This is a genomic window from Rhodopirellula sp. SH410 (assembly GCF_055811895.1).
The window spans coordinates 6658498-6684022 of sequence record NZ_CM147949.1 but is presented as its reverse complement, the minus strand read 5'-3'; the positions used below and the strand labels follow the sequence as shown (position 1 = coordinate 6684022).

17 protein-coding genes are annotated in these 25525 nt (G+C 59.1%); 6 read left to right on the top strand and 11 right to left on the bottom strand.

All coding sequences use genetic code 11. The features are described from left to right. Window positions 1-212: 212 nt before the first annotated feature. Both SH410x_RS24390 and SH410x_RS24385 read left to right on the top strand, forming a co-directional pair. On the top strand, window positions 213-569 hold the full coding sequence (locus SH410x_RS24390; protein ID WP_473669212.1) for a hypothetical protein: 357 nt from the start codon (window positions 213-215) through the stop codon (window positions 567-569). Between the two features lies 1 nt (window position 570). Beyond that, window positions 571-1776 carry a hypothetical protein gene (locus SH410x_RS24385; protein WP_473671592.1) on the top strand — a complete coding sequence of 402 codons (1206 nt, stop codon included), beginning with the start codon at window positions 571-573 and terminating at the stop codon, window positions 1774-1776. Between the two features lie 238 nt (window positions 1777-2014). On the opposite strand, the gene SH410x_RS24380 is transcribed toward SH410x_RS24385, so the two are convergent. The 11 genes from SH410x_RS24380 to SH410x_RS24330 form a co-directional block, all read right to left on the bottom strand. Continuing rightward, complete coding sequence (locus tag SH410x_RS24380) at window positions 2015-3358, bottom strand: Gfo/Idh/MocA family protein (protein WP_473671590.1); 1344 nt, start codon at window positions 3356-3358, stop codon at window positions 2015-2017. Between the two features lie 64 nt (window positions 3359-3422). Then, window positions 3423-4592, bottom strand: a complete 1170-nt coding sequence (locus tag SH410x_RS24375; RefSeq protein WP_473671588.1) for a hypothetical protein — start codon at window positions 4590-4592, stop codon at window positions 3423-3425. 140 nt (window positions 4593-4732) lie between these two features. Continuing rightward, on the bottom strand, window positions 4733-5941 hold the full coding sequence (gene galK / locus SH410x_RS24370; RefSeq protein ID WP_473671587.1) for a galactokinase: 1209 nt from the start codon (window positions 5939-5941) through the stop codon (window positions 4733-4735). Window positions 5942-6330: 389 nt separating this feature from the next. Further along, complete coding sequence (locus SH410x_RS24365; RefSeq protein WP_473671585.1) at window positions 6331-8196, bottom strand: ArnT family glycosyltransferase; 1866 nt, start codon at window positions 8194-8196, stop codon at window positions 6331-6333. After that, on the bottom strand, window positions 8189-8590 hold the full coding sequence (locus SH410x_RS24360) for a DUF6958 family protein (protein WP_473671583.1): 402 nt from the start codon (window positions 8588-8590) through the stop codon (window positions 8189-8191). Before SH410x_RS24360 ends, SH410x_RS24365 begins: the two co-directional genes overlap by 8 nt. Then, complete coding sequence (locus tag SH410x_RS24355) at window positions 8590-9651, bottom strand: hypothetical protein (RefSeq protein ID WP_473671581.1); 1062 nt, start codon at window positions 9649-9651, stop codon at window positions 8590-8592. The genes SH410x_RS24360 and SH410x_RS24355 overlap by 1 nt, the downstream gene beginning before the upstream one ends. Before the next feature lie 34 nt (window positions 9652-9685). Further along, a complete protein-coding gene (locus tag SH410x_RS24350) occupies window positions 9686-10141 on the bottom strand; it encodes a hypothetical protein (protein ID WP_473671579.1) in 456 nt (151 codons plus the stop codon). Window positions 10142-10303: 162 nt separating this feature from the next. Continuing rightward, window positions 10304-10828, bottom strand: a complete 525-nt coding sequence (locus SH410x_RS24345) for a hypothetical protein (protein WP_473671577.1) — start codon at window positions 10826-10828, stop codon at window positions 10304-10306. Window positions 10829-10852: 24 nt separating this feature from the next. Beyond that, window positions 10853-11905, bottom strand: a complete 1053-nt coding sequence (locus SH410x_RS24340) for a hypothetical protein (RefSeq protein WP_473671575.1) — start codon at window positions 11903-11905, stop codon at window positions 10853-10855. A 235-nt stretch (window positions 11906-12140) separates the two neighbouring features. Continuing rightward, window positions 12141-14114 carry a DUF1559 family PulG-like putative transporter gene (locus tag SH410x_RS24335; protein ID WP_473671573.1) on the bottom strand — a complete coding sequence of 658 codons (1974 nt, stop codon included), beginning with the start codon at window positions 14112-14114 and terminating at the stop codon, window positions 12141-12143. A gap of 231 nt (window positions 14115-14345) precedes the next feature. Further along, window positions 14346-16463: a c-type cytochrome domain-containing protein gene (locus SH410x_RS24330; protein WP_473671571.1), complete on the bottom strand. Its 2118-nt coding sequence runs from the start codon at window positions 16461-16463 to the stop codon at window positions 14346-14348. 330 nt (window positions 16464-16793) lie between these two features. Here SH410x_RS24330 and guaA point away from each other — a divergent pair, with 330 nt between their 5' ends. The 4 genes from guaA (at window position 16794) to SH410x_RS24310 (ending at window position 25023) form a co-directional block, all read left to right on the top strand. Continuing rightward, a complete protein-coding gene (guaA, locus tag SH410x_RS24325) occupies window positions 16794-18341 on the top strand; it encodes a glutamine-hydrolyzing GMP synthase (protein ID WP_473671569.1) in 1548 nt (515 codons plus the stop codon). Window positions 18342-18505: 164 nt separating this feature from the next. Next, complete coding sequence (gene ettA / locus SH410x_RS24320) at window positions 18506-20185, top strand: energy-dependent translational throttle protein EttA (protein ID WP_473671568.1); 1680 nt, start codon at window positions 18506-18508, stop codon at window positions 20183-20185. A 134-nt stretch (window positions 20186-20319) separates the two neighbouring features. After that, window positions 20320-20718, top strand: a complete 399-nt coding sequence (locus SH410x_RS24315; protein ID WP_473671566.1) for a hypothetical protein — start codon at window positions 20320-20322, stop codon at window positions 20716-20718. A 3-nt stretch (window positions 20719-20721) separates the two neighbouring features. Next, window positions 20722-25023, top strand: coding sequence for a hypothetical protein (locus SH410x_RS24310; RefSeq protein ID WP_473671564.1), 4302 nt, complete (start codon window positions 20722-20724; stop codon window positions 25021-25023). Window positions 25024-25525: the final 502 nt, after the last annotated feature.

Here is a 25525-nt window from a genome sequence, read left to right as displayed (position 1 = left end):
CGTATAACTCGCTCCACATCCAGGCGCCCTGTCTTCGCTGAATTGCCGTGACGATCTGATTCTACCGATTTGGCAAACTGGGTCAAGATTGATCCCAGCGGCTTCTGGGCAGAGAGTGCACCTGACGGTTTGCAATTGGCATGGCCTTTGATCTGTAGATCGGTCAGAATCCCGGTTTCACGGTTCACTTCGGATAAACCAGGAGGGCTAGGATGGCCATTTCACCCAAGAATCGCGCTCGAGCGCTCGAGCTCGCCAAGGAATTAAATGAAATCAATGGTGGTCGTTACCACGACGACGGGACGCCCAAGACCTTCGATGAGCTGGAAATCGAAACCAATGCCCTAACCGATCTGCTCAGTTCGATGGCACTGAACGATTCGGCCAAGGATCTGCCCGACGAAGAAAAGCCCATTCGCTGTCCAAAGTGCAAAGCCGTGCCCAAGCCGCACGACCCTGACGACGACGAGCCGATGATCATTCAATCCGCTCGCGGTGAAGTCGAGTGGATCAACGAAGGCTTCTATTGCCGGCGATGTCGCCGGTCTTTTTTTCCCTCGGCTCGCTGAATTGGCGCTTCGCGTTGAAGCCACCGTCAGCCCCAAGGTCGAACGCAAGATGGTTTACGCGGGAGCCAACAAGGCCAGCTATCAGATCGCCAGTGACGATTTGAAAGAACTGGCTGAACTGGACATCAAGACCGAACGGATCCGACTGGCTACGCTGCGAAACGGTAAGGCTCGGCGCGCACTTGAGAAGATCTTGCAGGACGCCTTCCTCGAGAAATCCATTCCCGATCAGAACTACTCGGGGCCCGCTGACAAAGAGGCTCCTGAACTGGCGGTGGTGATGAGCGATGGCGGTCGGTACCAGCGATTCGATCGCGCTGGCGAGAAACCTGAATCGGGTAGTTTTTGGAAAGAAAGTCGAATGGCGATCTTACTGTCGATGAAAACTAAGTCACACCAGGAAGATCCTGACGCGGAGTTGCCTGACTTCCTGCAAGACGTTTGCATCGCCAAAAAGCTTGCTGATATGGGGAGCGTTGCTGGGGAAAACCCCAAGGGCCAGCGCGTCGAGGTGACGCAGGAGTCTCCTTGGCAACGGCCTGAACTGCTCAGTAAAGACGTGGTTGCTAGCGGTCAAACCTGGAAGGAGTTTGGGCCGATGGCAGCCAGTTCCGCTTGGTACGCCGGCTTTTTCAAGGCGACTGAAAGGGTCTTTGTCTCCGATGGATCCTCGGCGATCGAAGAGATGCAGCAGCAGTGGTTTGGCAACTTCACGAGCGTGCTGGACATCATGCACGCATTGTCTTACAGCTTGGCAGCTGCCCGCGCGATCTACGATAAGCAGCCGCAATCATGGGAGTGCTATCGTCGTTTCGCAACATGGGTTTGGCAGGGAAAGGTCGACGAAGTGATCCTGGAATTGGATCAGCACCAGAAGGAACTTGGGGATCCTCCTGCCGATGCGAGCGACACGGACCCTCGAGAGATTGTTCGTCGATCGCGAGTTTACTATCGCAACCATCGGGGGCGAATGAACTATCCGGAGTACCGTCGGCGTGGCTATCCGCTAACGAGTTCGATCATGGAATCGACGGTCAAGCAGGTCAATCGCCGCATCAAAGGAAGCGAGAAATTCTGGTCGACCGCTGGCGGAGAGGCCGTTTTGGGCCTGCGAGCGGCGTACATTAGCGACAGCAAGCCAATAGAACGCTATTGGAAGCACGCCCAACAAACGGCCAACGGTTGCCGCGCCTACGTCGCAGCTTAAACCTGCAAACTGTCAGGTGCACTCCTGGGCAGATGGGGAGAGATCACGGGTGATCTCATCGCCGATCGGGAGCGAATCCGTTCGCTCGCCATGCCGACGAACGAGGGCAATGGGTCTCGTTCGTCAATCGCTCAACTGGAAGGGCTACGAGGCGCGTGAGCACCTCATTTTGCGAGACGTCGTTCCGCTGCCCGTCCTGGTGCCTGCCCTGGTGCCTGCCCTGGTGACAGGCATGCTTTCACACCCAGGCTGGTTCCCAGCCTTTCCGATAGGTCTTGGTGATCCACTTCTGGGCGTCAGCATGATTGGTGATTTCCAGAGACTTGGCGTCCCATTGCAGTTCTTGTCCGGGGAAACGAATTCCGATCGTGCCCAGCAGAACGGTCTCGGTGAGCGGCCCGGCGTAATCGAAGTGGGACGTCGTCTCGGCGTTGCCCAGACACGCGTCGGCCCACTGGGTGTAGTGGTCGACGCTGTCGATCGTCGGCAGCTCAGCGGCTGCGAACTGATTTTCGGGGAACAGCTTCGGCATGGCCACGTGTGGAATGACCAATGACCCTTTTTCGCCGACGAGTACCGATCCAGCACCGGGGAGTGCGTAATCGGCGGGGATCGGTCCCAGTTTCTCCCGTGGTGGTTGTGCCCCTGCGGCGTCGTACCAGGTCAACTTCAGGGTCGAGCCAGCGGTCATGTCGGTGCCAGGGAATTCATACCGCACGGTCGCGCGATCAGTCCATGTTTCGGGGAGCAGGGGCGGCGCTTCGGCGGTCAGTTGGGTTGGCGACGTCAAGCGAAGCGACTTGAAAACGGGGTCCATGATATGGCATCCGAAATCACCGAGCTGTCCCGTGCCGTAGGCCTGCCAACCACGCCAGTTGAAGGGATGATACATGTTCGCTTTGTAGGGGCGTTCCGCGGCGACGCCTTGCCAGAGATCCCAGCGGACGGACGCGGGGACTGGATCGCTGCCCGGTGGACGCTGGATATTTCGGGGCCAGGAAGGTGTGCCGCCCTGCCAGGAGTGCACTTCCTTGACCTTGCCGATCAAACCGGAGTGGACCCAATGGACGGCCGTGCGATAGGCCGAATGCGACTGAATCTGATTGCACATCTGCGTCACGAGTTTGTATTTCGCGGCCGCCTGTTGCATCTGCCGCACCTCGTGGACTGTGTGCGCGAGGGGTTTTTGGCAGAAGATATGTTTGCCCAACTGCATCGCGGCCAATGAAATCGGTGCGTGCATGAAGTCGGGCGTGGAGACCAGCACACCGTCAACGTCGCCGGACTGATCGAGCAGTTTACGCCAATCAGCATAGCGTTTCGCCGCCGGATACTTCTCCGCAGCACGACCGAGATGCGCCGTGGAGTCATCGATATCGCACAGGCCGACGACCTCGACATCGGGACTGGCCGCGACCCCGGTGAGATCGCTCCAGCCTTTCCCGCCGGTGCCGACACTGGCGATCCGTAGACGGTTGTTGGCTCCGTAGACGCGGGAGTACGACGCTGCGTTGAGGCCCATCGCGGTACCCGCTATGGTCGCCGTTCGCAGAAATGAGCGGCGGTTGGATCGAATGGTCATCGGTCTCTCCTTCAAATTAGGAATGCTCGTCAGGGTGGGCTGCGATCACGCGTCGATTCACGGATCACAGGTTCAGAAAATGCTCGAAGAACGCATAGATGATATCATTAGACGCTTGGTTGGGTGAGTGTTCGGGGCGGTTTGTCATTCCCACCCGGTTTTGGTAGCCCAGGATGCGGTTGACTTCGATCGAGTGATTGAGAGCTTCCCACCGTCGAGGCGGATCCTCGGCGCCGCCTGAAACCAGCAGCGGGCGGGGGGCCATCAGTGCATGGAGCTCATGCAGGTCGCGGCCCGCTGCCCTGAGTTCCGGGTAGAGTCCGTAGGCCGGGTTCTCGGGTGTGATCAGGCCTCGCTTGCGCCACGGTTGGGGGTGGTAGCCGAGGTACCATGGCTCCCAGTAGTTCACGCTCTGGCGAGATTCATCGAACACGATCCCGGGATCGGACCAGGCGGCACATGCGAATTTGTCAAACAGGCATGATGCGAACATGGCCCACTTGCCGCCAAAGGAATGCCCCACGATCCCGATTCGTTTTGCGTCGACTTCGGGGCGGTTTGCCAAGACATACCACGCGTTTGCAGCCGCGTAGCCGAGCATCGAGAGTGGTGCGACGCGGGTGTCCTCGATGCTGGGATAGTACAGCGAGTAGGTTTTCGCTTGGCTTGCCTCGCTCGTGCCGATGGAGAGGGTGACGAACCCACGACGGGCGAGTGCCAACGCAAAATCGCGATCAGCGGTGCCCTGTCCGATCGCCGTTTCCGGTTCGTAGAAGACCGTCACGACGGCAGGTCGTGGGCGGTCGCCATCGGGGATCAGCAAGTAACCGGTCGTTTGTTCGTTGGGCGTCCAGTTAAATCGGATCCGATGCTGCGTGAAATTCTCGCGACGGGTCGTTTCGAGGATCTGTACCTTCGGCTCGGTGATCAGCTCCGGCCACGTGCCCAATTTTGACTCCCACTCCTGGAGGATTTCAGCGCGTCGGCGACTCCAGTCGTCGGCTGTTTGCACCCGTGTGCCGTCCGCGAACTCGAGCGGCGATTGATAGTCATCGAAATGACCCTGCCATGCTGCGGGCGGTGAGAAATAGGGTGAAATCGTTTCCCATGGATCTGAATGAGCGTTCTCGTCGTCTGCAACGACCTGGAGGCGATGCGATGAAGACGCACCTTGCTCGGCAAGAGCCGAGGACGCGACGAGGGTCATCAGCAATGTGCAGATTGCCGTTTTCATAAATTTACCTATCTGGAGGAACATGAACGTTTGAGGTTTCCGAGACCGCCGCGTTGCGGGCCGACCCAAGGTCGCGGTGCCGAGCGGTGAGGCGACGGTTGCGAGAGTGCAGAGGCAGCCATGCTGCGCACCGCATTGACTTACTTCACGACATGAGCGCCGCGGGCGGGGCGACTGGTGAAGCAGGATGGTTTCACGCCGGTTTCGGCTTCATAGTTCTTGATCAGGGTGTCGATTAAGGCGGGGGCGAAGTCGGTTTTCACGAGTGTCACCGTGCACCCGCCGAAGCCGCCTCCGGTCATGCGTGAGCCGATCACGCCGCCGGCATCACCGACGGCGCGGGCGAGGTTGACGAGCAAATCGAGTTCACGACAGCTGACTTCGAAGTCCCTGCTCAGCGAATCGTGACTGGCGTACATCAGTTCCCCAACCACTGCCAATCGTCCTGCCGAGAGGGCCGTGGCGGCGCGTGTTGTCCGGTAAATCTCACCCACGACATGGGAAGCTCGCCTGAATTCAGGGACGCTGAGCTGATCGCGGCACGCTTCGACGTCTTCTTGGGCGACGTCACGCCAGGATGCTTTGCCAATTTTCTTCAGAGCCGCGCCGCACTGCGAACGGCGCTCGGCGTACTCGCCGCCGTTGAGTTCGTGTTGGACGTTGCTGTTGGTGATTAGCAGCGTGACCCCGTCGCCGGTGAACGGCACCGCGGTGATCTTTTGCGACCGGCAATCCAGCAGCATCAGTTCTCCGGCCTTGCCGAAGACGCTGCTGAATTGATCCATGATCCCGCAGGGCACGCCGGCGAAATCGTGCTCGGCCTGTTGGCAGAGGAGGGCTTTCTCACGCTTATCGAGCGTGGTGCCCGTGACGGCTTCGAGTAGCGTCGCGGTGGCGACTTCGAGCGCCGCGCTGCTGGACAATCCGCCGCCCAGTGGCACGGTGGAATCGAAGCAAACGTCCACCGCGGACGCGTGATGGCCGATTGCCGCGAACCCCGCCAAAACGCCTTGGACGTAGCAGGACCAGCCTGGTGTGTCGGGGTGGTCGGTGGGGCTGCCGTCGGTGGCGAGCAACGCGTCGGAATCCAAGCTGATGCTGTGAAATCGAGACTCGGCGTGGCCGTCGCCTGCCCGAGAGCCCGCCATCACAACGTAACGCTCGATGGCCATCGGCAGCACAAAGCCATCGTTGTAGTCGATGTGCTCGCCAATCAAGTTGACGCGGCCGGGCGCGGCGACCACAAATTCGGGAGGCTTTCCGTAGATTTCTTCGTGAGTGTGGCGGACGCGGGTTACGAGCTGCGGCAGCGATTCGGCAACCGCGTCGAGTTCGTCGGAGGAGTTCATGATGAGTGTTTTTGGGAAAGTTCGCGTGTGTCAATCGCGGATTAAATGAGTAGCTTGGGACCGTTGTCCCGAGCGAGCAAATCGGTTTCGAGCGGTCGCATTGCTGCGAGTGCGCAAATCGATGTCGGACGGGATAATGGTCCCATCCTACGAAATGGCTGCCCCCACCTCGCGACTTTTGAAACGGTCGCGATGCGTAAAGCATAGCCAAAATCCGAGCTCACTAGTGGCCGTAGCCACGAAAAGAGGGCCCGCTGGTGTTCAACGCAATCAATCCAGTCGAGCCTGCCATTTTTTCAATCACCATTTTTTCAAGCGTCGCCCGGAAAACGATTGTTTCGGTATTCTTCGGGAGTCGCCGCGACTTGCGCAATGGGCTCGGGGGGCGATCAACGATCGCGAGGCGTCGTCGAACGTGAATGGGTCGCCGATGGTCCGGTGAGCACGGACGCATCGTTGTGACGTGCGTCCGGCAACACCTCGTACATGAGGATCGAATATCCTGCGGAGTCGACCGGTTGTAGCTCTTGAAAATAGGCAAAGGCGTCTCGCCCAGCCGTCATCAGCCCGCCGTCACCGTTGGGAATCGTCAAGGCGTAGCCGTGCAAAAAATTGGTGCTGATGGCATACCGTCCCGGCGGCACCCGATCGAGCGGCCCCTGCGGCGGCACATCAAATTCAATCCCCGCGATCCGTGGATCGTATCGGCCCCAATACGCGAGGCTGACGCGACTCCAACCCCGCTGCCGCATTTTCTCCTTCAGGAAAAACAAATCCTGCCCCCAGTCGATGTTGCTATTGATCAGCACTCGGTGCCCCCCAACCGGCCCTCCGGCCAGTTCATTGAAATAGGAAAGGCTGTGTGGGTAGATCCATAGGCTGCTGCTAACAGCCCAGACCCCACAGATGATCACGAAGCCCCTCGCTAGCCGTCCATCTAACAGCCGCCACCCCTGGCTGACCCAGATCATCGCAAGTGGGTACGCTGGTAAAAGATAACGCAGGTGCTTGTTGATTCCCGTCTGCAAACTAACCAGCAGCATGCAGGCTAGCAGCGGCAGCAACAAACACACCTCGCCCCACCTCAGCGGAAGTCGACGACGCCGAACCAACCGCACCGCGATTACCGACCCAAACAGTAACAGCCAACCGATCGGCGTCTTGACCAACACCGCGACCAGATAGTAATGGTACCAGCCACCGTTGCGCAGTTCGCCGAAAAGGTACGATTGGGGCTTGTCCTCAAACGCCCGCTTCTGCACGTCGATACCCAGCACGTACTGCTGCGGCAGCGGCACGGGGATCGCCCCCAGGGCCGAGTCCGCGAACCGATTGCCCGTTTGCCCCTTTTCCAAAATCTGCCCGCTGAGCGCCGCCGACTGAAACGGGAAGGATCCCAGCGGCATAAAGAAACCATCGCTGCGGTAACCGATCAGCAGCACACACCAAGCCACCGCAACGGCCAACATCCCTTGCTCCGACACCCGCACGATCCGGCCACGTCGCTGGGAATCCGGCAAGGAACGATCAAAGGTAGCCTTCAGCAGTGCTAGCGGGAGCAGCGGCACTCCCAAAATCAGCCATGTCGTCTTGGTCAATAACGCCATGCCGCCAGCCAATCCCAGCCAGTAGGCATCGCTCCACCGCCCGCGACATGTCCACTTCATGTAACGATACAGCGCCAAAACCCCGCACGACGCTGCTGGTACGTCGGGCGTCATCAGTCCACCGTGTCCCAAAATCATGGGGCTGAACACCCATACGATGAGGGCTAATACTCCGGATGCGTGTCCGTACAATTCCGACGACCAACGCCACACGACCCATCCGCCCAGGGTGACTAGCGGAATGCACGCCCAGCGTCCCCAGGTGTAGAGCCAAAACGCTCGCGATCCGTTGACGGCGATGAAGTCTCTGCCGATATCGAAGTCGACCCGCTTTTGCGAATGGGACCGAATCACTTTATTCAGTGCCGCCCAATCTTCCTGGTGCCCCATGAACATTGCCGGCAGGGCGGAAATCATTCGCGGCAACGGAGGGTTGACGCGGAAAAGCCGAAAGTTGCCGCGCCAATGGCTAATCCCTGCAGGCAGTTGAGCCGCCTCATCATAAGTCGGGCTGTGACGCACGGCACTGTAGGCCAACAGTCCTGACTGCAACAACAGGAGCGTCGCCACGACGGCATGAAGCCAACGCCAATATGCCGATGTCGGCTGCTCACTGGCGGCACCGCGGCCTGAGTCACGCTTACTCATGAAGCTGCAGCATCACATCGACCGGGAACCGCGACGTGACGTCGCTCTGCCGCTTCAGTTCCCCCTGAACCTCCATCTCCAACGCCACGGTTTCAAAGAGCCACAGTGGGCTGCCCATTTCCTCACGATCCTGCTCGCTCAACCGCCGCTTGACATCTTTGCGGAGCTGTTTGAATTCCATCTCGCCGCCGTTTTCTTGCATCACCTCCACAATCTTTTCCCGCACCCGCTGGTACTTCCACTGGTACATCGGTTGCGTCTCGCCCGAGCCGTACAGCATGCGACACTGCACCTTGGGCAGCCCCACGGCGGGCTTTTTCTGGCAACCCACTGCGGCAATGAGGCAGAGCAACAAGCAACTACCGCATCGCTGAGAATATCTAAGAGAGATCATCAGTCTATTCCTTCATTCATTTCGGGTATCCGATATACGAGGCGTGTACAACCAATCGTGGCAACCACATCACGCAGCGGCCAGTGGAGCTTTTCGCGGTCAATACGATCGACAACCACGTAACGACTGGCTCGATGCTTGTGATCCAGCGGCAACGGTGCCGCCACGCCTGCAAGCTGCTGTCGTGAAGCAATTCGGATCGGCCGCAAATCGGGATGGTTTTGGATCCACCGACGAACCACGCGATCTTCGATGCCATTGTCGTAGGAGGAGGCGCGAAACCAGTGGTGGGTTTGTGTCGGGCCGCCAGCGATCGCGTTGCTGTAGTTGAACAGGTGCGGGTATGCCAGTGCGGTTTCGAAGGCCGCAATCACTAACAGCCCCCAAACCAGCTTCCGACCGGCCCCGTGCCGCAGCAGTGGATGAAGCGACAACAGCACCAGCGGCACACATGGCAGCACATAGCGAAGGTTACGCGTGTGGCCGGTCTGGCTGCTGACCAGGATCAATAAAGCGGCGGCTGGAACCAGCAGGAACGCAACCGTCGCCGCAGTCGGTCGGTCCCATTGCCGCATCAACCCTGAGCCCACGACGAAGAAGACTCCGATACCCCAGAGCACCAGCATCGCGACCGGCGTCTTGATCAGCATCGCCGCTAGGTAGTACCACCACCATCCGTGGTCAGCCGATCGACCATGAAAATAAGACGTGCCCTCGGCCTCAAAATGGGCCTTCTGCAAGTCGATCCCCGATAGAAATGTTGCCGGCAGCGGACTGGGCAATTCGCCAAACCAGGTGCCAATCAAGCGGTTGCCGATCGTCCCGACCGGACCGCCGCTGAGCGTCGTGCTGACAAACTCAAAACGCTTCAGCGGCCAGGCAAACTCTTGCCAGCCATAGGCGAGATTCAGCACGACCAACGCCGTCGCCGTCGCGGCGGCAATGCGGCCTAGATCCTTGGCAAATCGCAATGCCGTTGCTTCGCCACGAATCGCCGCAAAGACCGTCCACGCCAGCAGCATCAGTGGCGGGATCACGATCGCTGTCGTTTTGACTAGCATACTCAACCCCAGTGCCAACCCGAGGCAAAGCGTGCTACAAGCCGACGGTTTCGTAGCCACGAACCGTTCGGTTGACCCGCACGACCCGATCGTCAAATCCGTCGATCTCAATACGAAACAATGCGTCGACAACATCGGTCCCACCAGGAAACACTTCCCCGCCAAGCGGAAGGTAAACATGAATGTCTTGCCGTGGCGGCAACTCGAACCCGTGGTCCGTTTCAATCGTCCGCTCGCCAACATGAACATCGAAGCAATTGCAGCTTTTCTGCAGCAGCGTCACCATCGCGATTTTAGACGATTGGTTTCGAAAGGTTGTTGGCACGATGGGCAACGTTTCGACAGGCGTATCGGCGAGGGCTGGAATCAAAATGGAGGGGCTGGAGACGACGACCGGATAGGCCGGAACCGCCAACGTCCTTGCGACGACAATCGTCGCCATGCAAACGCCGACACTGAAGACGATCAAAAAACCAGCCCGAAAACTCATCGCAATTCCTCCCTTACCAAGAACTTAAAATCTCTGCGAACGGTTCGGTCGCTGTGGGGCATGCCAAGCCCGGAGGCCGACAGTCATTTTGCCGAGGGTGTCCGCGATCGGTAGCGGCTATGCAAATTACTCCTACCTCGTGAGGTACGTTGAACCTGCTTGTCACTCACAATCACAGACTTTTTTCACCGTGATTGGTCCGCCTGGTGTTTCGTCGGAACCACAGGGACACTTTCCGCCGACTTTCGGCTGCGGCTTATTTTTCGGAATGGGAATCACTTCGCCGTCCGGGCATTCAAAGGTATATTGATTCAAAGAAAAGCTTTTTATACTCGCCTGATCTTCGCAATTCTCTCCCTGGTAAGATCCTTCCACCGCGTAGCGACCTGGGATGGCGGTGGCGTCTTGCGTTCCATTGCACGGTCGCCCGTTTGGCTTCTGCACGCAAACGACTCTCCAGTAATTGTTGGTAGAATCAGGGGCACCTCCGTCCCCTATCCATGTAGCGGCAGTAACTTTGCATTGTCCATTCGGTTTAGGTTCCTGCCTCTTTGCTTCAAAACATTTGGAATTGTAGCGAGTGGATTGCGTGCAAGTAATTGCCATCGCCAGACGTTGAGGCACCCCACTCAACGTGAACACGGTGACGGTTGTGCATAGTAATAGAAGATTTCGGCTAACTTTCATTGGAAAACTCCTCTTGGAAACACACTAAGAACTGGCGTCGGTATCATTCCGCCGCCTGTAAAACCACCAGAGTGGAAGAAGTAACACGAGGATCGCCAGTACTACCGCAGCGATTCGCCATGGTGACCCATTGGTTTCTCGCAATTGGGGCTGAACCATGTTACCCTCAACGAATGCTAAGGCATCCGGCGTCCCGTCATCGAGAAAGAACGACGGCCCGCCTTTGATCTTCAGGTTCGCGGCCTCGATGTACTGGTGCTGCCCGACGGGGTGCAGCAGTCGCTCGTTCAGATTGGCATTGACGGCGCAGCTTCGCAACACAATCAGTTCGGCTTTTGTAACAACGATGTCCGAATCATTGCGATCTAAGAAAAATTGGATGACACGAAATGGCAGAGCACAGCCATTGTCAAGGGTGCGGATGTCCGCAGCGAGCATCAGAAACGAATCTCCAGCCTCATATCGGGTAAACACCCCATGCTGCTTGTCGATGGTGATGGCGAAATTACTTTCGCCGCCCTCCCTCAATGTGATGTCAACGTACCGGACTTCCGCGTCGGCATCCGCTGTTAGAACCTTCCGACCGGCTCGGATTTTATCCGCCTTCGTTGGGTCAAACAATCGCATCATCCATGGCGTCTTGCCGATGATCGGTTTGCTCCAATTTCCAGGGCCGCCCCAATAGGGCATTTGAACGCTCACATCATGAGTCGATCCATCGGAATCCAAATGTTTGACCGTCAGGTGTGAGTTCTCGGTGATTTCACCTCCCTCGATACCTTCGATCCATGGCATTTTGTAGACGGCACGACCCCGATCGGGGCCAACGAACGATTCAACCTTGTACAGAAAAGAGTCCAGCAATCCGGCTTCACCGATCAGTGATTTCAGATGGTCGCGATTGACCTTCTCCAACCCTGCGGGCCAAGCATCCCACCACTGCATCCATCGCTCCAGCGGCAGCGGGGGCGATTTTCGTGTATTGCACTCGAGGAGATCACCTTGGACCCACAGTGTTTGCACATTGGAAAACCGTTTGTAGTTTTCGATCCCTCGCGATTGCCAGTCTTGTCCCATCGCCGATGACGCGAGCAGTAGCCAAAGGGTACAGCCTGTTAGACCGAGGACTGCAAGGATACCATGAACAATAAGTGACGGGTTTACCGTAGTGGATCTTGTTAAAGATCCTGTTCTGGATGGACCTTTGACAAGATCCACTACGCCAGTTATTGATCCCGCGTTCCTAAGGCTTGTTTTGGGTTTCATCACTAGTTCCATCGCCTCGCGGACTGAACACGGCCTGCTTGTATATTCACCACGCATCGGCATTGACGACTTGGCGGTCATCCCTCGCACCGAGATTGGCATACGTCTTCAGATCAATCGAATACGTTAGATGACGGACCGACCCGTCACAAAACGACATCGTGAAACCGGTCGGATGTACCGAACCGAAGATCGCTCCTTCCACACCGGCCAAGAACGAATCGGGAAACGGCTGGAAACGGGGATCCGACACCGTGCCGACATAGCGGATGGTGTCGCGGTCGTCCCCACTGTAGGCCCCCTCATTGTCGCCGCGATCTTTGCCGTCGCCGTATCGGGTGAACGGTACGTGTTTCTCACCGAGTAAGAAAGTTTGGGACAAGCCATCGATCACCTCTCGCAACCGCACCGGCAACCGCTGGCGGACGATCCCATTGGCGTCCTTGGCGTCGGGCCATGTGAACTTTGAGGCCGACTTCAGATCGGCGGGGCCGGCGCCAAACGGGATCAATCGACCGCCGCCGTTGGCCGCGTAGTCGTTGCGTGCCACGGCGATCACCTGCGGATGGAGACGGGGCTGCCAATCACGCTGGTTGGGCAGCGGCAAGGCACCGCGACGGCTCGGACAGTGCAGCACCGACAGCGGTGTCTGCAATCGATTGCCATTTCCAGTTGTCCCGGTGACCTCGGTGCCGCCGAGTTTCTGCAGTCCCTCCTGTTCAAGCTGAGGCAGGACCTGGTAGATCCAGCCACCCGGTTGCCTTGCGCCGCTGACGAGCCCCGCCAGTCCCGACCACTCTTTGCCCCAACCGCCACTGGGTAGGTGACGGTGAGTCGAATCATGTTGCAACACAGCCAGGGACAATTGCCGCAAATGATTGTCGCACTGCGTCCGCCGCATCGCTTCGCGTGCCGCCTGCACCGCCGGCATCAGCATCGCCAACAGCAACGAGAGGATTGAAAGCACGACCATCAGCTCGATCAGCGTGAAGCCACGCCGCACCGGTGGCGACGGCGTGGTCCACGGCGGACGCGGTTGGGCCACGGGCGGACGAAACTCGGAGAAACCAACCGGTGTTGAAACGTCTGTCGGAGTCGATCGGTTTTCCTGCAGGAGCTTCTCAAACAGGCAGCGGTTGGCGGCGATCAATTCAGCCAGCATCCCGGCGATCAGCAGCACCGCAGCGAGCACGATCAGAGCCGAACCGAGCACGAGTGACTGCACATGACCGTCGCTCGCCCCGCGAGCTGCCAAAACAAGAAAACGCCCGATCGGTACCAGGCCGATCACGCCCGTGGCGAAGCCAAGGCCGCCGAAGATCGCCACCGGGTGATGCATGAACGAGACCCGCAGCGCCGTGACGGCCGAGCGGTAAACGAATTGTGGGATCGAGCGAAATAGCCTCGAGGGCCGAGTGACGCGGTTGACGCCAACGGGAACGAATTCAATGGCCAGCCCCTGACGGACCGCCTGCAATAGCGACTCGATCGTGTAGCTGTACTGCGTCACGAGTTGCGTTCGCCGAACCGCCTCGCTTGAGTAGGCGCGGAAGCCGCTCACGGGATCTGCCAGGTCGCGGCCGGCCAGCGTGCTAAGGACCCAACGGCCGATCTGGTGGAGACATCGTTTGTATCGCGGCAGATTTCGATCGTGACACGGCGAGCGGTCGCCCACGACGACATCGGCACGACCCGCCAGAATCGGCTCGATCAGCCGCCCAATTTCGCCGCCGCAGTATTGGTGGTCGCCGTCGGTATTGACGACGATATCGGCACCTAAACAGCGGCACGCCTCCAGTCCGCTCACGAAAGCAGCCGCGAGCCCCCGGTTGTGTGTGTGCCGGATCACATGGGTGACCCCGGCGGCTAACGCTACCGCCGCAGTGCCATCACGGCTGCCATCGTCGATCACGAGTGTCTCAATGACGTCGATGCCCGGCAATGACGCTGGCACGTCCGCCAACACCGCTGGCAGTGTCTCTGCCTCATCAAGGCATGGCACCTGCACGATCAACCTCATCACTACCACTCCAGAATAGGAAGAACAGCACATCGGTAACGCGGAGGACAAACTCGTCGCTGCCCCACAGCGGAAGATTACCCGCCTTCTCAGTCCTGATTATATCCTTTTCGGGGGGGTCGCAATTAGTAAAGATGGTTTTGCCGGATTTTCTCTAGAAAATTAGTAAGGAGGGCGAACTGGAGTGGCACGAGCACTACCGTCGGATGAGCTCATTTTCTCGCCCAGGTCTTATTTGACCCATTTCAGCCAAGCGTCGAAATACGCAGTGGGTGAACCGCCCATGCCCGATTGGAATGCCTCATCAAAAGGCATGCCCTGTTCCAGGTTTCGGATCACGGCATCGAACCCGCGTTTTCGCTCGCGGGTTAAGAAGGACTGGCAGACGGCCGCGGCGATACGGTCGGCTCGCTCGGGGGCGAGTTTGCCCGCGAAAAATTCTTTGCCCGAATCCATTGTCCCGACGGCCAGGACGAGTTCGGACTGCATGCTCGCCAATTCGGCTCGGTCGTACTTCGTTTCCGATCCGGCGACGACTTTGCCCAGCCCGTCGGCGAACCAGCGCGGCACTGAGCTTGCCCGACTCGCCACCGCGAGGCTGGCGACGGGTGCGGCGAGCCGCTCGGCAATGGTCGTGGCCTCGTCATTGTCCGAGGCCACGACAGCGATGTAGGCCTGGATGCCGTCGTAAAACCAATGAGACTGCCAGTCCGTGGGGACGCTGCGTTGTTCGACCATTTGAGCAAATTCGCTGTAGTCGTAGCGGCGGGGCAGCACGTAGATCGATGCTTTGCCGTGAAAGAAGGCTTCGGCGGCGCTGCCTTGGGCGGTTAGTGCCTTGGTGGGCAATACTCTGGAGGTTCGCAGCAGGTCCGCTTCGGCCTGCTCGCCGACGCGTTTCAGCGTCTCGGTGTCGAGATTGCCCCAGACGGTGAAGTGGTCGGTTTGAGTGGACGCGAGATCACTGGTTGAGCCACCTGCCAAAGCAAAATGCTCGGCCGCGATTTCTTGGCGGCGAGCGCTGACTTCGGCGGGTGAGGCCGCGGCCAGCCAAGCCTTTTGAGTCATCACATTGAGCGACTCGTTACGCTCGCCCTCGGGGACTTTAGCACCTTCGTCGATCCATTTCGAAATGAGAGCGATGTCCGAGTCGGCGAGTGGCGGGCGACCGCCTGCGGGCATCCGGGCGCCTTCGGTGCCCCGCAGCTTTTTCACGAGCAGGCTGGCTTCTCCCGCGCCCAGTTCGAGGACCGGCCCGCTGTCGCCACCACGAAACATTCTCGCCAGCGTGTCCATTTGCAAGCCGCCTCGAGTCTGCATCGCGGCGATGTGACAGCCACGGCAATTCTCGACCAGCAGGGGCGCGATCTGGCTGGCAAAATCGACGGTCTCTCTGCCCGTCGGCGCCGACATCGTGGGCATCTCTTTGGCCATCTCGGGTGCGGGCGGCGGGGTGGCGCCGGGGGTGGCGCCGGCCTGCAGGCTGGCTAGTTTGGCGGCCGGGTCATCGCCGTCGAACTTGGCCCCTTCGTTGATCCAGCGTTTGAGCAGTGCGAGATCCTGTTCGCTGACTTTGCCGCCGCCGCGGGGCATGTCGCCGGTTTCGATCGTTTCGACCAAGCGGCTGCCGATGGTATCGCCAGGAAAGACCACCACTCCCTCACGCGGCCCTTTCATTAGCACGGCATAGCTCTCGAGGGAAAATCCGCCTTTTTGGGCGCGGACGTGGCAGCCCCCGCACTTAGAACTGAGGATCGGTGCGATTTGAGAAACGAAGCTGACGCCATTGCCCGCGCGTTCAAATGGACTGGGGGGCGGCATCGTTTTCGCGGCTTTGCTCGGCTCGGGCGGGCTCGGCGCGGGCGGGCTCGGCGCGGGCGGGCTCGGCGCGATCTTCGCCATCTCGGTCGCACGCTCGGAGCCTGGGCGTGGCGGCGGGATGAAGGGAGCGATCGCGACGCCTTCGAGTTCGATCATCACCCGGGCATCCGTGATGCGTTTTATTTTGGGCAGCAAGGCATCGTAGAGTTCGGGGCTGCCGGCGCGGACGGCGACCTCGACTTGTTTCATCGCATTTTCCAAAGCTCGGGCCGACGCCTCAAAATTTCCCCCCACGTATTCGGAACCCGCCTTGGTGATGCTAGCTCCGACGGCGGCATACGCCTGGCGAGACCGCATGTCCATCTGTGCGGGGGGGGCGGCGGCATCCGCCGCTGGAATTGCCGCTGGAATTGCCATCCAGGCGAAGGCCCAGCACAGTAAGCCTGGGGCGGAGCACCAAAATCCCGAGACGCGGCGTGATTGGGCCGAGGTGGGGCGCAGAGCATCGGTCATGGGATTGAGGGCCATCAAAATGCCAAAGGGTAGAAATCTTTCAATGTCATGGGGGGCTCCCGTTTTACCGGATCATGGCAGGGGAATCCCTTTCATCATAAACCGCAAACGCTCGGGAATCCAAAATGAACCCGTCTGCAGTGATTCGGTAGCACGGATGCCGCCCCTTGGGAATTTCTGAAACAGCTTCTAAACTGTTGAATTGGCCCGCACCGCAGACTTTCGGCGAAACCGATGACGATCCACTCTAACCGCACTGATTCTAACTCGCCTGACGGCGGCAATCCTCCTAACGGGAGCACTCCCGGCGAGCGGAGTCGTCCGTCAACAATGGGCGAACCGACGATGCCGTTGACCGATCAGCGAATTGTCGTGCTCGACTTCGGCTCGCAATATGCGCAGCTGATTGCACGGCGGGTCCGCGACCAGCAGGTCTACTGCCAGATCGTTCGCCACGACATCACCGCCGAGCGGATCGCTGAACTCGCGCCTCGAGGCATCATTTTGTCCGGGGGACCGTCGAGCGTTTACGAGGAGAACGCGCCCCAGATTGATCCCGCGATCTTTGAGCTCGGCATCCCCGTGCTGGGGATTTGTTACGGGATGCAGATCGCCTGCCAAGCACTCGGTGGCAAAGTCGACAACACGCCCAGTCGCGAGTATGGCCGGGCGATGTGCGACTTCATCGATCACGATTCGATTTTTCGCGGCATGCAGGCGTCCGAGCAGGTGTGGATGAGCCATGGCGATCAAGTGTCACAGATCGCCGACGACTTCACGGTCATGGCGAAAACCTCCACGTGTCCCTATGCCGCGATCCGCCACAACACGCGGCCCGTGTTCGCGATGCAGTTTCATCCCGAGGTCACCCACACGCCGCACGGCGGTCAGATCCTGCATAACTTCGTCCGCGACATTTGTGGTTGCGACGGCAGTTGGCGACTGGGTGATTTCGCCGAGGCCGCGATCACACAGATTCGGGCGGTCGTGGGCAAGAAACGGGTGATTTGCGGCTTGTCCGGGGGCGTTGATTCCTCGGTCGTCGCGGCTCTGCTCTATAAAGCGATCGGTTCACAGCTCTCGTGCATCTTGGTCGATAACGGGATGCTGCGGAAAAACGAGCAGCGGATTGTGATTGATGAGTTCTCGAATCACTTCAAAGCTGATTTGCACGTCGTCGATGCGGAAGACCAATTTCTCGATGACCTCGCCGGGATTGAAGAGCCTCAAGAGAAACGCCGCCGGATTGGATATGCGTTCATCGAGTGCTTCAAAGCGGAAGCCGAAAAGATCGAAGACGCTCACTTTCTCGCTCAGGGGACGCTGTACCCCGATGTGATCGAGAGTGGGGCGGACAAGGACGGCCCGGCCGCGACGATCAAGCTGCACCACAATGTCGGCGGGCTGCCCGACGAATTGGGCTTTGAGCTCATCGAGCCACTGCGGGATCTGTTCAAAGACGAGGTCCGCCGGCTCGGCATCGAACTCGGCTTGCCTGAACAGCTTGTGTGGCGGCACCCGTTCCCCGGCCCGGGACTGGCCGTTCGCTGTCTCGGCGAAGTCACCCGTGAAAAACTCGTGGTGTTGCGGGAAGCCGATGCGATTGTCGTCGAGGAAATTGAGAATGCGGGTTTGTACCGCGAAACTTCGCAAGCCTTTGCGGTCTTGCTGCCTGTGCAAAGTGTCGGGGTCATGGGCGATGCCCGGACTTATGACAACGCAGTCGCCGTTCGCTGCGTCAATACGGACGATTTCATGACCGCAGACTGGAGTCACCTCCCTTACGACTTGCTCGCACGCATCAGCACGCGGATCATAAACGAAGTCAAAGGCGTTAACCGCGTGTGCTACGACATCAGCAGCAAGCCGCCCGCCACGATCGAATGGGAATGAGACGATGAGCGAAAACGACAAGCTCGAAATCCCAGAAATCCAAACAGCCCTCTCAGGGCAACCAGCCCTCTGAGGGAGAGTCCGCGGACGATTCGCCTGACGGCGACCGCCCTCTCTCCCAACTCCCAATTCCCCCTCCTCCAAACTGCCCCCACTGATTTTTCATGGCCGGACAATTCATTTATCAAATCACTGATCTGACCAAAAAGCATGGTCCGAAAAAAGTGCTCGAGAACGTTAACCTCGCTTTCTATCCCGGGGCAAAAATCGGTGTGCTCGGACCCAACGGGGCCGGTAAATCGACATTGCTGAAGATCATGGCGGGCTACGACACGGAGTTTGAGGGCGTGGCGCGGTTGGGCAAGGGCTTCACGGTCGGCTACCTCGAGCAGGAGCCACCGCTCGATCCGACCAAGACCGTCTTTGAAAACGTGCAGGTGGCCGTGGCTGAACGGCAAGCGATCATTGACCGCTTCAACGAAATCTCGGGTCTGCTCGGAGAGGTCACCGACGATAAAGAGATGACGAAGCTGTGCGACGAGATGTCTGAATTACAAGACGTCATCGACGCGAACAACCTGTGGGAGCTCGATCGGTTTGTCGAAATGTCGATGGCCGTGATGAACCTGCCGCCCGGCGATGCTGAGATCACCAATCTCTCCGGTGGCGAGAAACGCCGGGTCGCGCTGTGCCAGCTCTTGATCCGCCAACCCGACCTGTTGCTGCTCGACGAACCGACCAACCACCTCGATGCCGAGAGCGTATCGTGGCTGGAACAGCATCTCGCGAAGTATCCTGGGACGGTCGTCGCGGTGACGCACGATCGCTACTTCCTCGACAACGTGGCCCAGTGGATTCTCGAAGTCGATCGCGGCAAGGGGATGCCATTTGAAGGCAACTACTCGGCTTGGTTGGAGAATCGGGCCAAGCGGATGGCGCTCGAGGAACGCCAACAGAAGGCGCGTGAGAAGAACTTGGCTCGCGAGCTTGAGTGGATTCGCATGAGTCCCAAGGCGCGGCAAGCGAAATCGAAGGCGCGGATCAAATCGTACGAGCAGATGTCGCAGGAGGTCTTCGAAGACCGCCCCGACGAGCTCGAAATTCAGATTCCGTCGGGCAAGCATCTTGGTTCGCTCGTGATCGAAGCGGAAAAGGTGGACAAGGCGTTCGGCGACAAGGTGTTGATGAAGGGCATGTCTTTCCGTCTGCCGCCGGGCGGGATCGTCGGCATCATCGGCCCCAATGGAGCCGGCAAGACGACATTGTTCAAAATGCTGACCGGGCACGAACCGGTCGACGCGGGCTCGATCAAGATTGGCGAGACGGTCGATCTTGGTTACGTCGACCAGTCGCGTGATGCGCTCGATCCGAACAAAACGATCTACCAAGAGATCAGCGGTGGCCACGAGTCGCTGGACATGGGTGGCCGACCCATGCACGCCCGCTCGTACGTGTCGCGATTCAACTTCAAAGGCCCCGATCAAGAGAAAAAGGTGGGGATCCTGTCCGGTGGAGAACGGAACCGGGTTCACTTGGCATCGCTGCTACGCAAGGGTTGCAACGTTCTGCTGCTGGACGAACCGACCAACGATTTAGATGTCGACACGCTGCGTGCCCTCGAAGAAGCCATCGAGAATTTTGCGGGCTGCGTGGTCGTGACGTCGCACGATCGCTGGTTCCTCGACCGCCTGGCGACGCACATCCTGGCGTTTGAAGGCAACGGCGAAGTCGTCTGGTGTGAGGGCAACTTTGACACCTACGAACGCAACCGCCGAGAGCGGATGGGCGAGGACGCCGATGACGATTCCAAGAAGGCTCGTTACAAAAGCATCCATGCTGGGTAGTGCCTCCCTGCGTTAAGCCCCTCGTTAAATATTTCAGATGCGATAAAACATGTGACTTGATCGCGATGCGTTTCGTTCAATGCGTCGCACTTTTCCCACACACCTATCACATCACACACTAGGCAATCGACACGATGACGATCCTACGAGTCGGCCCAAACGAGAAGTACACCGATGGCTGGGCAGCCGCTTTCAGCGGCGGTTCCACCGCAAGCAAGCGAAAGACCGCCAAGAAGTCGGTAAAGAAAGCCGCTAAGAAATCGGTGAAAAAGCGAGCGGCTCAAACTGCTGCTGTCGCCAAAAAGTCAGTCAAGAAGTCAACGAAGAAGTCGGCTGTGAAAGCCGTCAAGAAGACGGCGAAGAAGTCCGTGAAGAAGTCCGTGAAGAAAGCCGTGTCGGTCCAACGATCGACTGCGAAGGTGAGTAAGAAGGCGGCAAAGAAGAGCGTGAAAAAAGCCGTTGAAAAGTCGGTTAGAAAGCCCATGAAGAAGACGTCCAAGAAGGCGTCGAAAAAGAGCGTTAAGAAAGCCTGAATCATGCCATCGAATCCTCCCAGCGAACGTCCGCAGGACTCGCCTCGCCGTGAGGACTCTGGGGCAAACGATCGAGCGGCCTTGCCGCTGCACTCGATCCTGTCCGACGATGACTTCGAAGCGACATGGCGGGCTGCTCTCGAAGGGCCGTCAGCTGCCGGTCGAGATGCACTGCACAGCCTACTGGGGTATCTCACGTTTTCCTCTGGAGCGGCCGCCCCGGCCATCCTCAAAGCGTGGAACCGGGTGCATGACGAAGCCGCCGGCGGGGATGTCCTGTCCGGGCCGCCCCCGTTTCTAATCATCCGTCACTGGCTCGAAGAGACCGCCGAGAAACTGCAGTCGAGCGAGTCCTCTGCGTTCGGGGACGTCAGCCGGGCGCGGACGGTGATCCGCGTGCTGTGGTCGAAGCTGCTGCCCGCCTATCTGGATTTTCATCGCGACCTGCTCTTTCACCTCGAACCGGAAGTCCTGTTCAACGGACTTTTCCTGGCGAGATGCGCCGAGGCGGTGCTTGCTCACGTCGGTGAGGCCGCCACGATTGAAGATGAAAACGAGCTCGTCGATCAGATCATCTCACAGCTGAATGACTACGTTGGCTATCGTCCGGTCGCAGTGCTGGAGAACCGTGCCTGCCAGCCTTACCCGCATGAGTTCGTCCGCCCCATCCCGATGATGATTCACGGTGTGGGAATCACGGCGGGACCCTATCGCGAATTGATCCGCCGAGCACTGAAGGCGATCACAGAGGCTCCTGACGACATCCTGCGCGCCGCGGCGATGGATCCCGACCAGATCCGTGAGTTATGTCTGGACCCTCGCGCCTACGATTTCGATCACCCTGTCAATCGCCGTCCGAATTATCATTTCGGTGGCTGGGACGAACGATCCATCGATAGCGATGGACGCTATGATCGATTCATGGTCCGCAGCGTCACGCTCGACGCGCTGTTGTGCCGGCTCAGTGAGACGCCTGACGCGTCTGCCGACGAACTGCTCGATGAGGCGGCATCGGTGCTCGCGGGCACGATGTTGATGGCATCGGGCGTATCCGGTTGGGGGCCGGGGGCCTATTCGAGTGACGTCACGCTGCGTTCGCTGATGGTGCCGATCGCGAACTATCGCGATGAATTCTATCGCTGGCGGATTTCACAGATTGGTGGCCAGCACGGCAAACGCTTGCTCGCTGAAGCCGAGACTCGGCACCAGCCTTTCGGGGCCGCGCGGCAACATCTCAACGCGTCGCTGGCACGGAGCAGGGCCATCCAGTTGCAGCACGTGCAGCTCGCCCGGATCTACGCCCGCATGGGCTATGCCGATTCGGCGGCGAAGCAAGCCGATGTGGTGTCGGCGGCATCGGCGAGATTGATGTGCCGGATCGATTGTGGCATGACGCTCGGGCTGCGCGCCCTCCGCGCCGGCGATCTTGCCGCGGCGATCGAAGTTCCTGCCGCGAGTTTCGATTTGATTCGCCGCGCGATTGAGTGCGGTGGCCTGATGGACCCGTGGGATATCCTCGGATTTACCGGCAACTTCAGCCTGTATCCAGGGATCGAGAACACGATTCACGACTCGCGGCTGGACGAGTTGCTGTTCATTATCGAAAGTCTGTTCGGGTACACCGCGCGGGTTTGGAGCGAGGCGGCCGCACGGGATGACGAAGCTGCCTACGACAAGATGGATGCGCAGTACCGCGATATTGCCCAGTGGTGGCGGACGTTCGCGGCACATACGGTCGAATCGGTCGATGCAGCGGACCCATGGGAGTCCTACGAGTCGGCACGGTTGGTCGCGCAGGCACTTCGGTTGTGGCATCGCGGTGGTGCCCGGCATGGTGACATTGCGTTTTGGGCACCTCACGCCGAACTGTTTGATTCGCCTCGCGCCTACATGCTCGTGATCACGGCGCTGCTCGAACGCAAGGACTTTATCCCCGCCCAGGCGCTGTTGATCCACTGGCTCGGGCAAGCTGAGCGGGTGGGGCTGCGGACCGGTGCGAGTTCCCTGCCGCGGCTTGCCGAACGTTGGCTGCTGCAACTCCGCGAGCATCTGCGCGATGAACCGGCCGAGCTGTGGCCGCGAGTGAACAAGTTTTTTGACTACCTCGAAGCAAACGCCGAGTCGTACTGGTCGGCGCCTCATTTCGAAGTCGGCGACGCGGCCCTGGGGAATCACTCCGCGGACGATTGGAAACGCGAGCTCGCCACCGCCACCGACGATCTGCTCGATCCAGAAGATGATCTTGATGATGACGGCAACGACATCTTTGCCGCCGCTTATGAGGGCATGAGCTATCAGGACACTACCGACGATGGCAACGAAGGTTCGATATTCGACACCGGCGGCGATTCGGACAGCGTTGACGAAATCGAAACGGAAGTGAAGCGGCTTGGCAGCCGGCTCGACTTCCTGCAAGCCCTGGCCAGGATGTGGGCCGTCGGCGCCGATGTCGCAATCACCCACCACCAGCTGCAAAACTCGCCTTCGACATCGCCCGCTCGATCCGATGGGGATCCCCCCATCGACCGTGGGCAACAGGAACAGCAAATCGAGTCGTTGCAGGCATGGGCGCGACGCGCGGTTAAGAACCGTATCGGGCTGCTGCAATTGCTCAGTGACGTGCGTGCCTACAAAATCAAACCCGCTGGCACCGATAAGGAGTCGATGCGGACCTACGACCGCCGGCGTGTCCTGCGTGACGGATTGATGGAACGCATCATTGAGACCGCCGTGGAAATGTCCGATGCCCGGCGACTGATCAGTAGCGCATTGTGTGCCCTCAATGGCAAACTTTCCTCGGACCTCACGGAAGAATTCGCTGAGGATGACGCGGGTGCGATCGAGCTATTCGCCGCCTTGATCGCGGGCGATTCGGAGTTGGCCCGAGCATCGTTCCCCGCTTTTGTCGAGTCGATTATCCAGCGTAACCTGCTGTATATCCCGCTATCACGTGGCGGGGATCCCGTCAAGATTTACGTCGCGCGGCTGCGTGAACGTGTGCTCCGGCATCTGTTGCACTGGATGCCTCGTCGCGGCCTGGTTGTTGAAACCTGCCGGCTGATCGAAACCGCTCGTCAGATGGAACAACGCAACCCCATCGGCGCCGGCGCGGTCACCGAATTTGATGGACTGTATCGAGCCGGCTATCGCTCGCTCGTGGGATCCTTCTCCGACTCGGTCCTGCACAGCGAGGCCGCACAGTCGAAGCGGAAGCGAGCGGGGGCCGTAGAAACCAGCGAAGCTCACAGCGACAGCTGCGAAATCACCGCTACGGACCAACATGCGATTTCCGAAACATTGATACCGCTGCTTGAGAAGTTAACCGAAGTGATGCTCGGCAGCTGGCTGGCCCACAGCCAAACGCTTCGCCTCTCACCGCTGGAATCGGTCAGCGATGGACCGAAGTGGAATCGGCTTGTTGAGTTTATCCAAGCCTATGGTGACCCCCTCTTCACGCAAGGTTTTTTGCAGCTTAGTAATATCCGAGCGGTGTTACACCAAGGCGTCGAGAGCTGGCTCGGCCGGGCTCTTCAAGACGGCGACGACCTGCTCGATGACACCCATTTGATGCGCGCGATCGAAGCGGGTAGGATCGGATTGGGCGAAGCCGCTCGCTGCATCACATTGGTGTTCGAATCGCTGATGGACCATCATGCAGAGTACCAAGACTACAACAGCACAACGACGCAAAGCGATCGGGGTGAAATGGTCTACACTTTTCTCGATTTTTTGAGGCTACGGGCGCGATATGAACGGGTTGCGTGGAATCTCAAGCCGATCATGTGGACGCACCAGGTGCTCGTTCGCATGAGCCTGGGCGAAGCGGCGCTGGCGTGGCGAGAGAGCCTTAACGAACGGATCGCTGCCGAAGCTGAGCGGTACGTGAAACGATTGCGAGAGCTGCAAAAACGCTATTCGATGCGGATGCCCACCGTCGCCGATCGATTGGAAGAGCGATTTGTGCAACCGATGACCATTGACCGCATGCGTGCACTCATCGCACCGGCAATGGCCGATGCGGAAGCGAACCTGGAGCACAGCCAAGCCTTCGAGCAACTCGAATTGGAAGCCAATCAGCTCACACGAAACCCGGTCGGAGTCGGCTTGGATCTGCCGCCTTGGCTGAGTGAGCTCGATAGGGAAGTCGAAAAAATCGGTAAGCGAAACCTGGCCAGCGAGATCGACCTGCAGGACTTGATCACCATTCCCGTCAGCCCGCTCAGCCTCGACGAGCTGCGTTCTCAGCTCGGGGTCGCCGCATCCCAAGGCCGCCGCCTGCCGCACATGCGTGGCAAGTCGAAATAGTGCAGCAAGCCCCGCTCAACCGGCCTGCCCCCCTTGAGCCGAATGCCGTAAGGCATCGGGTACCACACCGGACTGCCCCCTGAGCCGAATGCCGTGAGGCATCGGGTACCACACTGGGCTGCCCCCTTGAGCCGAATGCCGTGAGGCATCGGGTACCACACCGGACTGCCCCCCTTGAGCCGAATGCCGTGAGGCATCGGGTACCACACCGGACTGCCCCCTGAGCCGAATGCCGTAAGGCATCGGGTACCACACCGGACTGCCCCCCTTGAGCCGAATGCCGTAAGGCATCGGGTACCACACCGGACTGCCCCCTGAGCCGAATGCCGTGAGGCATCGGGTACCACACCGGGCTGCCCCCTGAGCCGCCTCCCGTGAGGATACCAGGAGCAATAAGTGACGGGTTTACCGTAGTGAAAGATCCTGTTCTGGATGGCTCTTTAACAAGATCCACTACGCCAGTTATTGATCCCGCGTTGCTAAGGCATCGGGTGACACACTC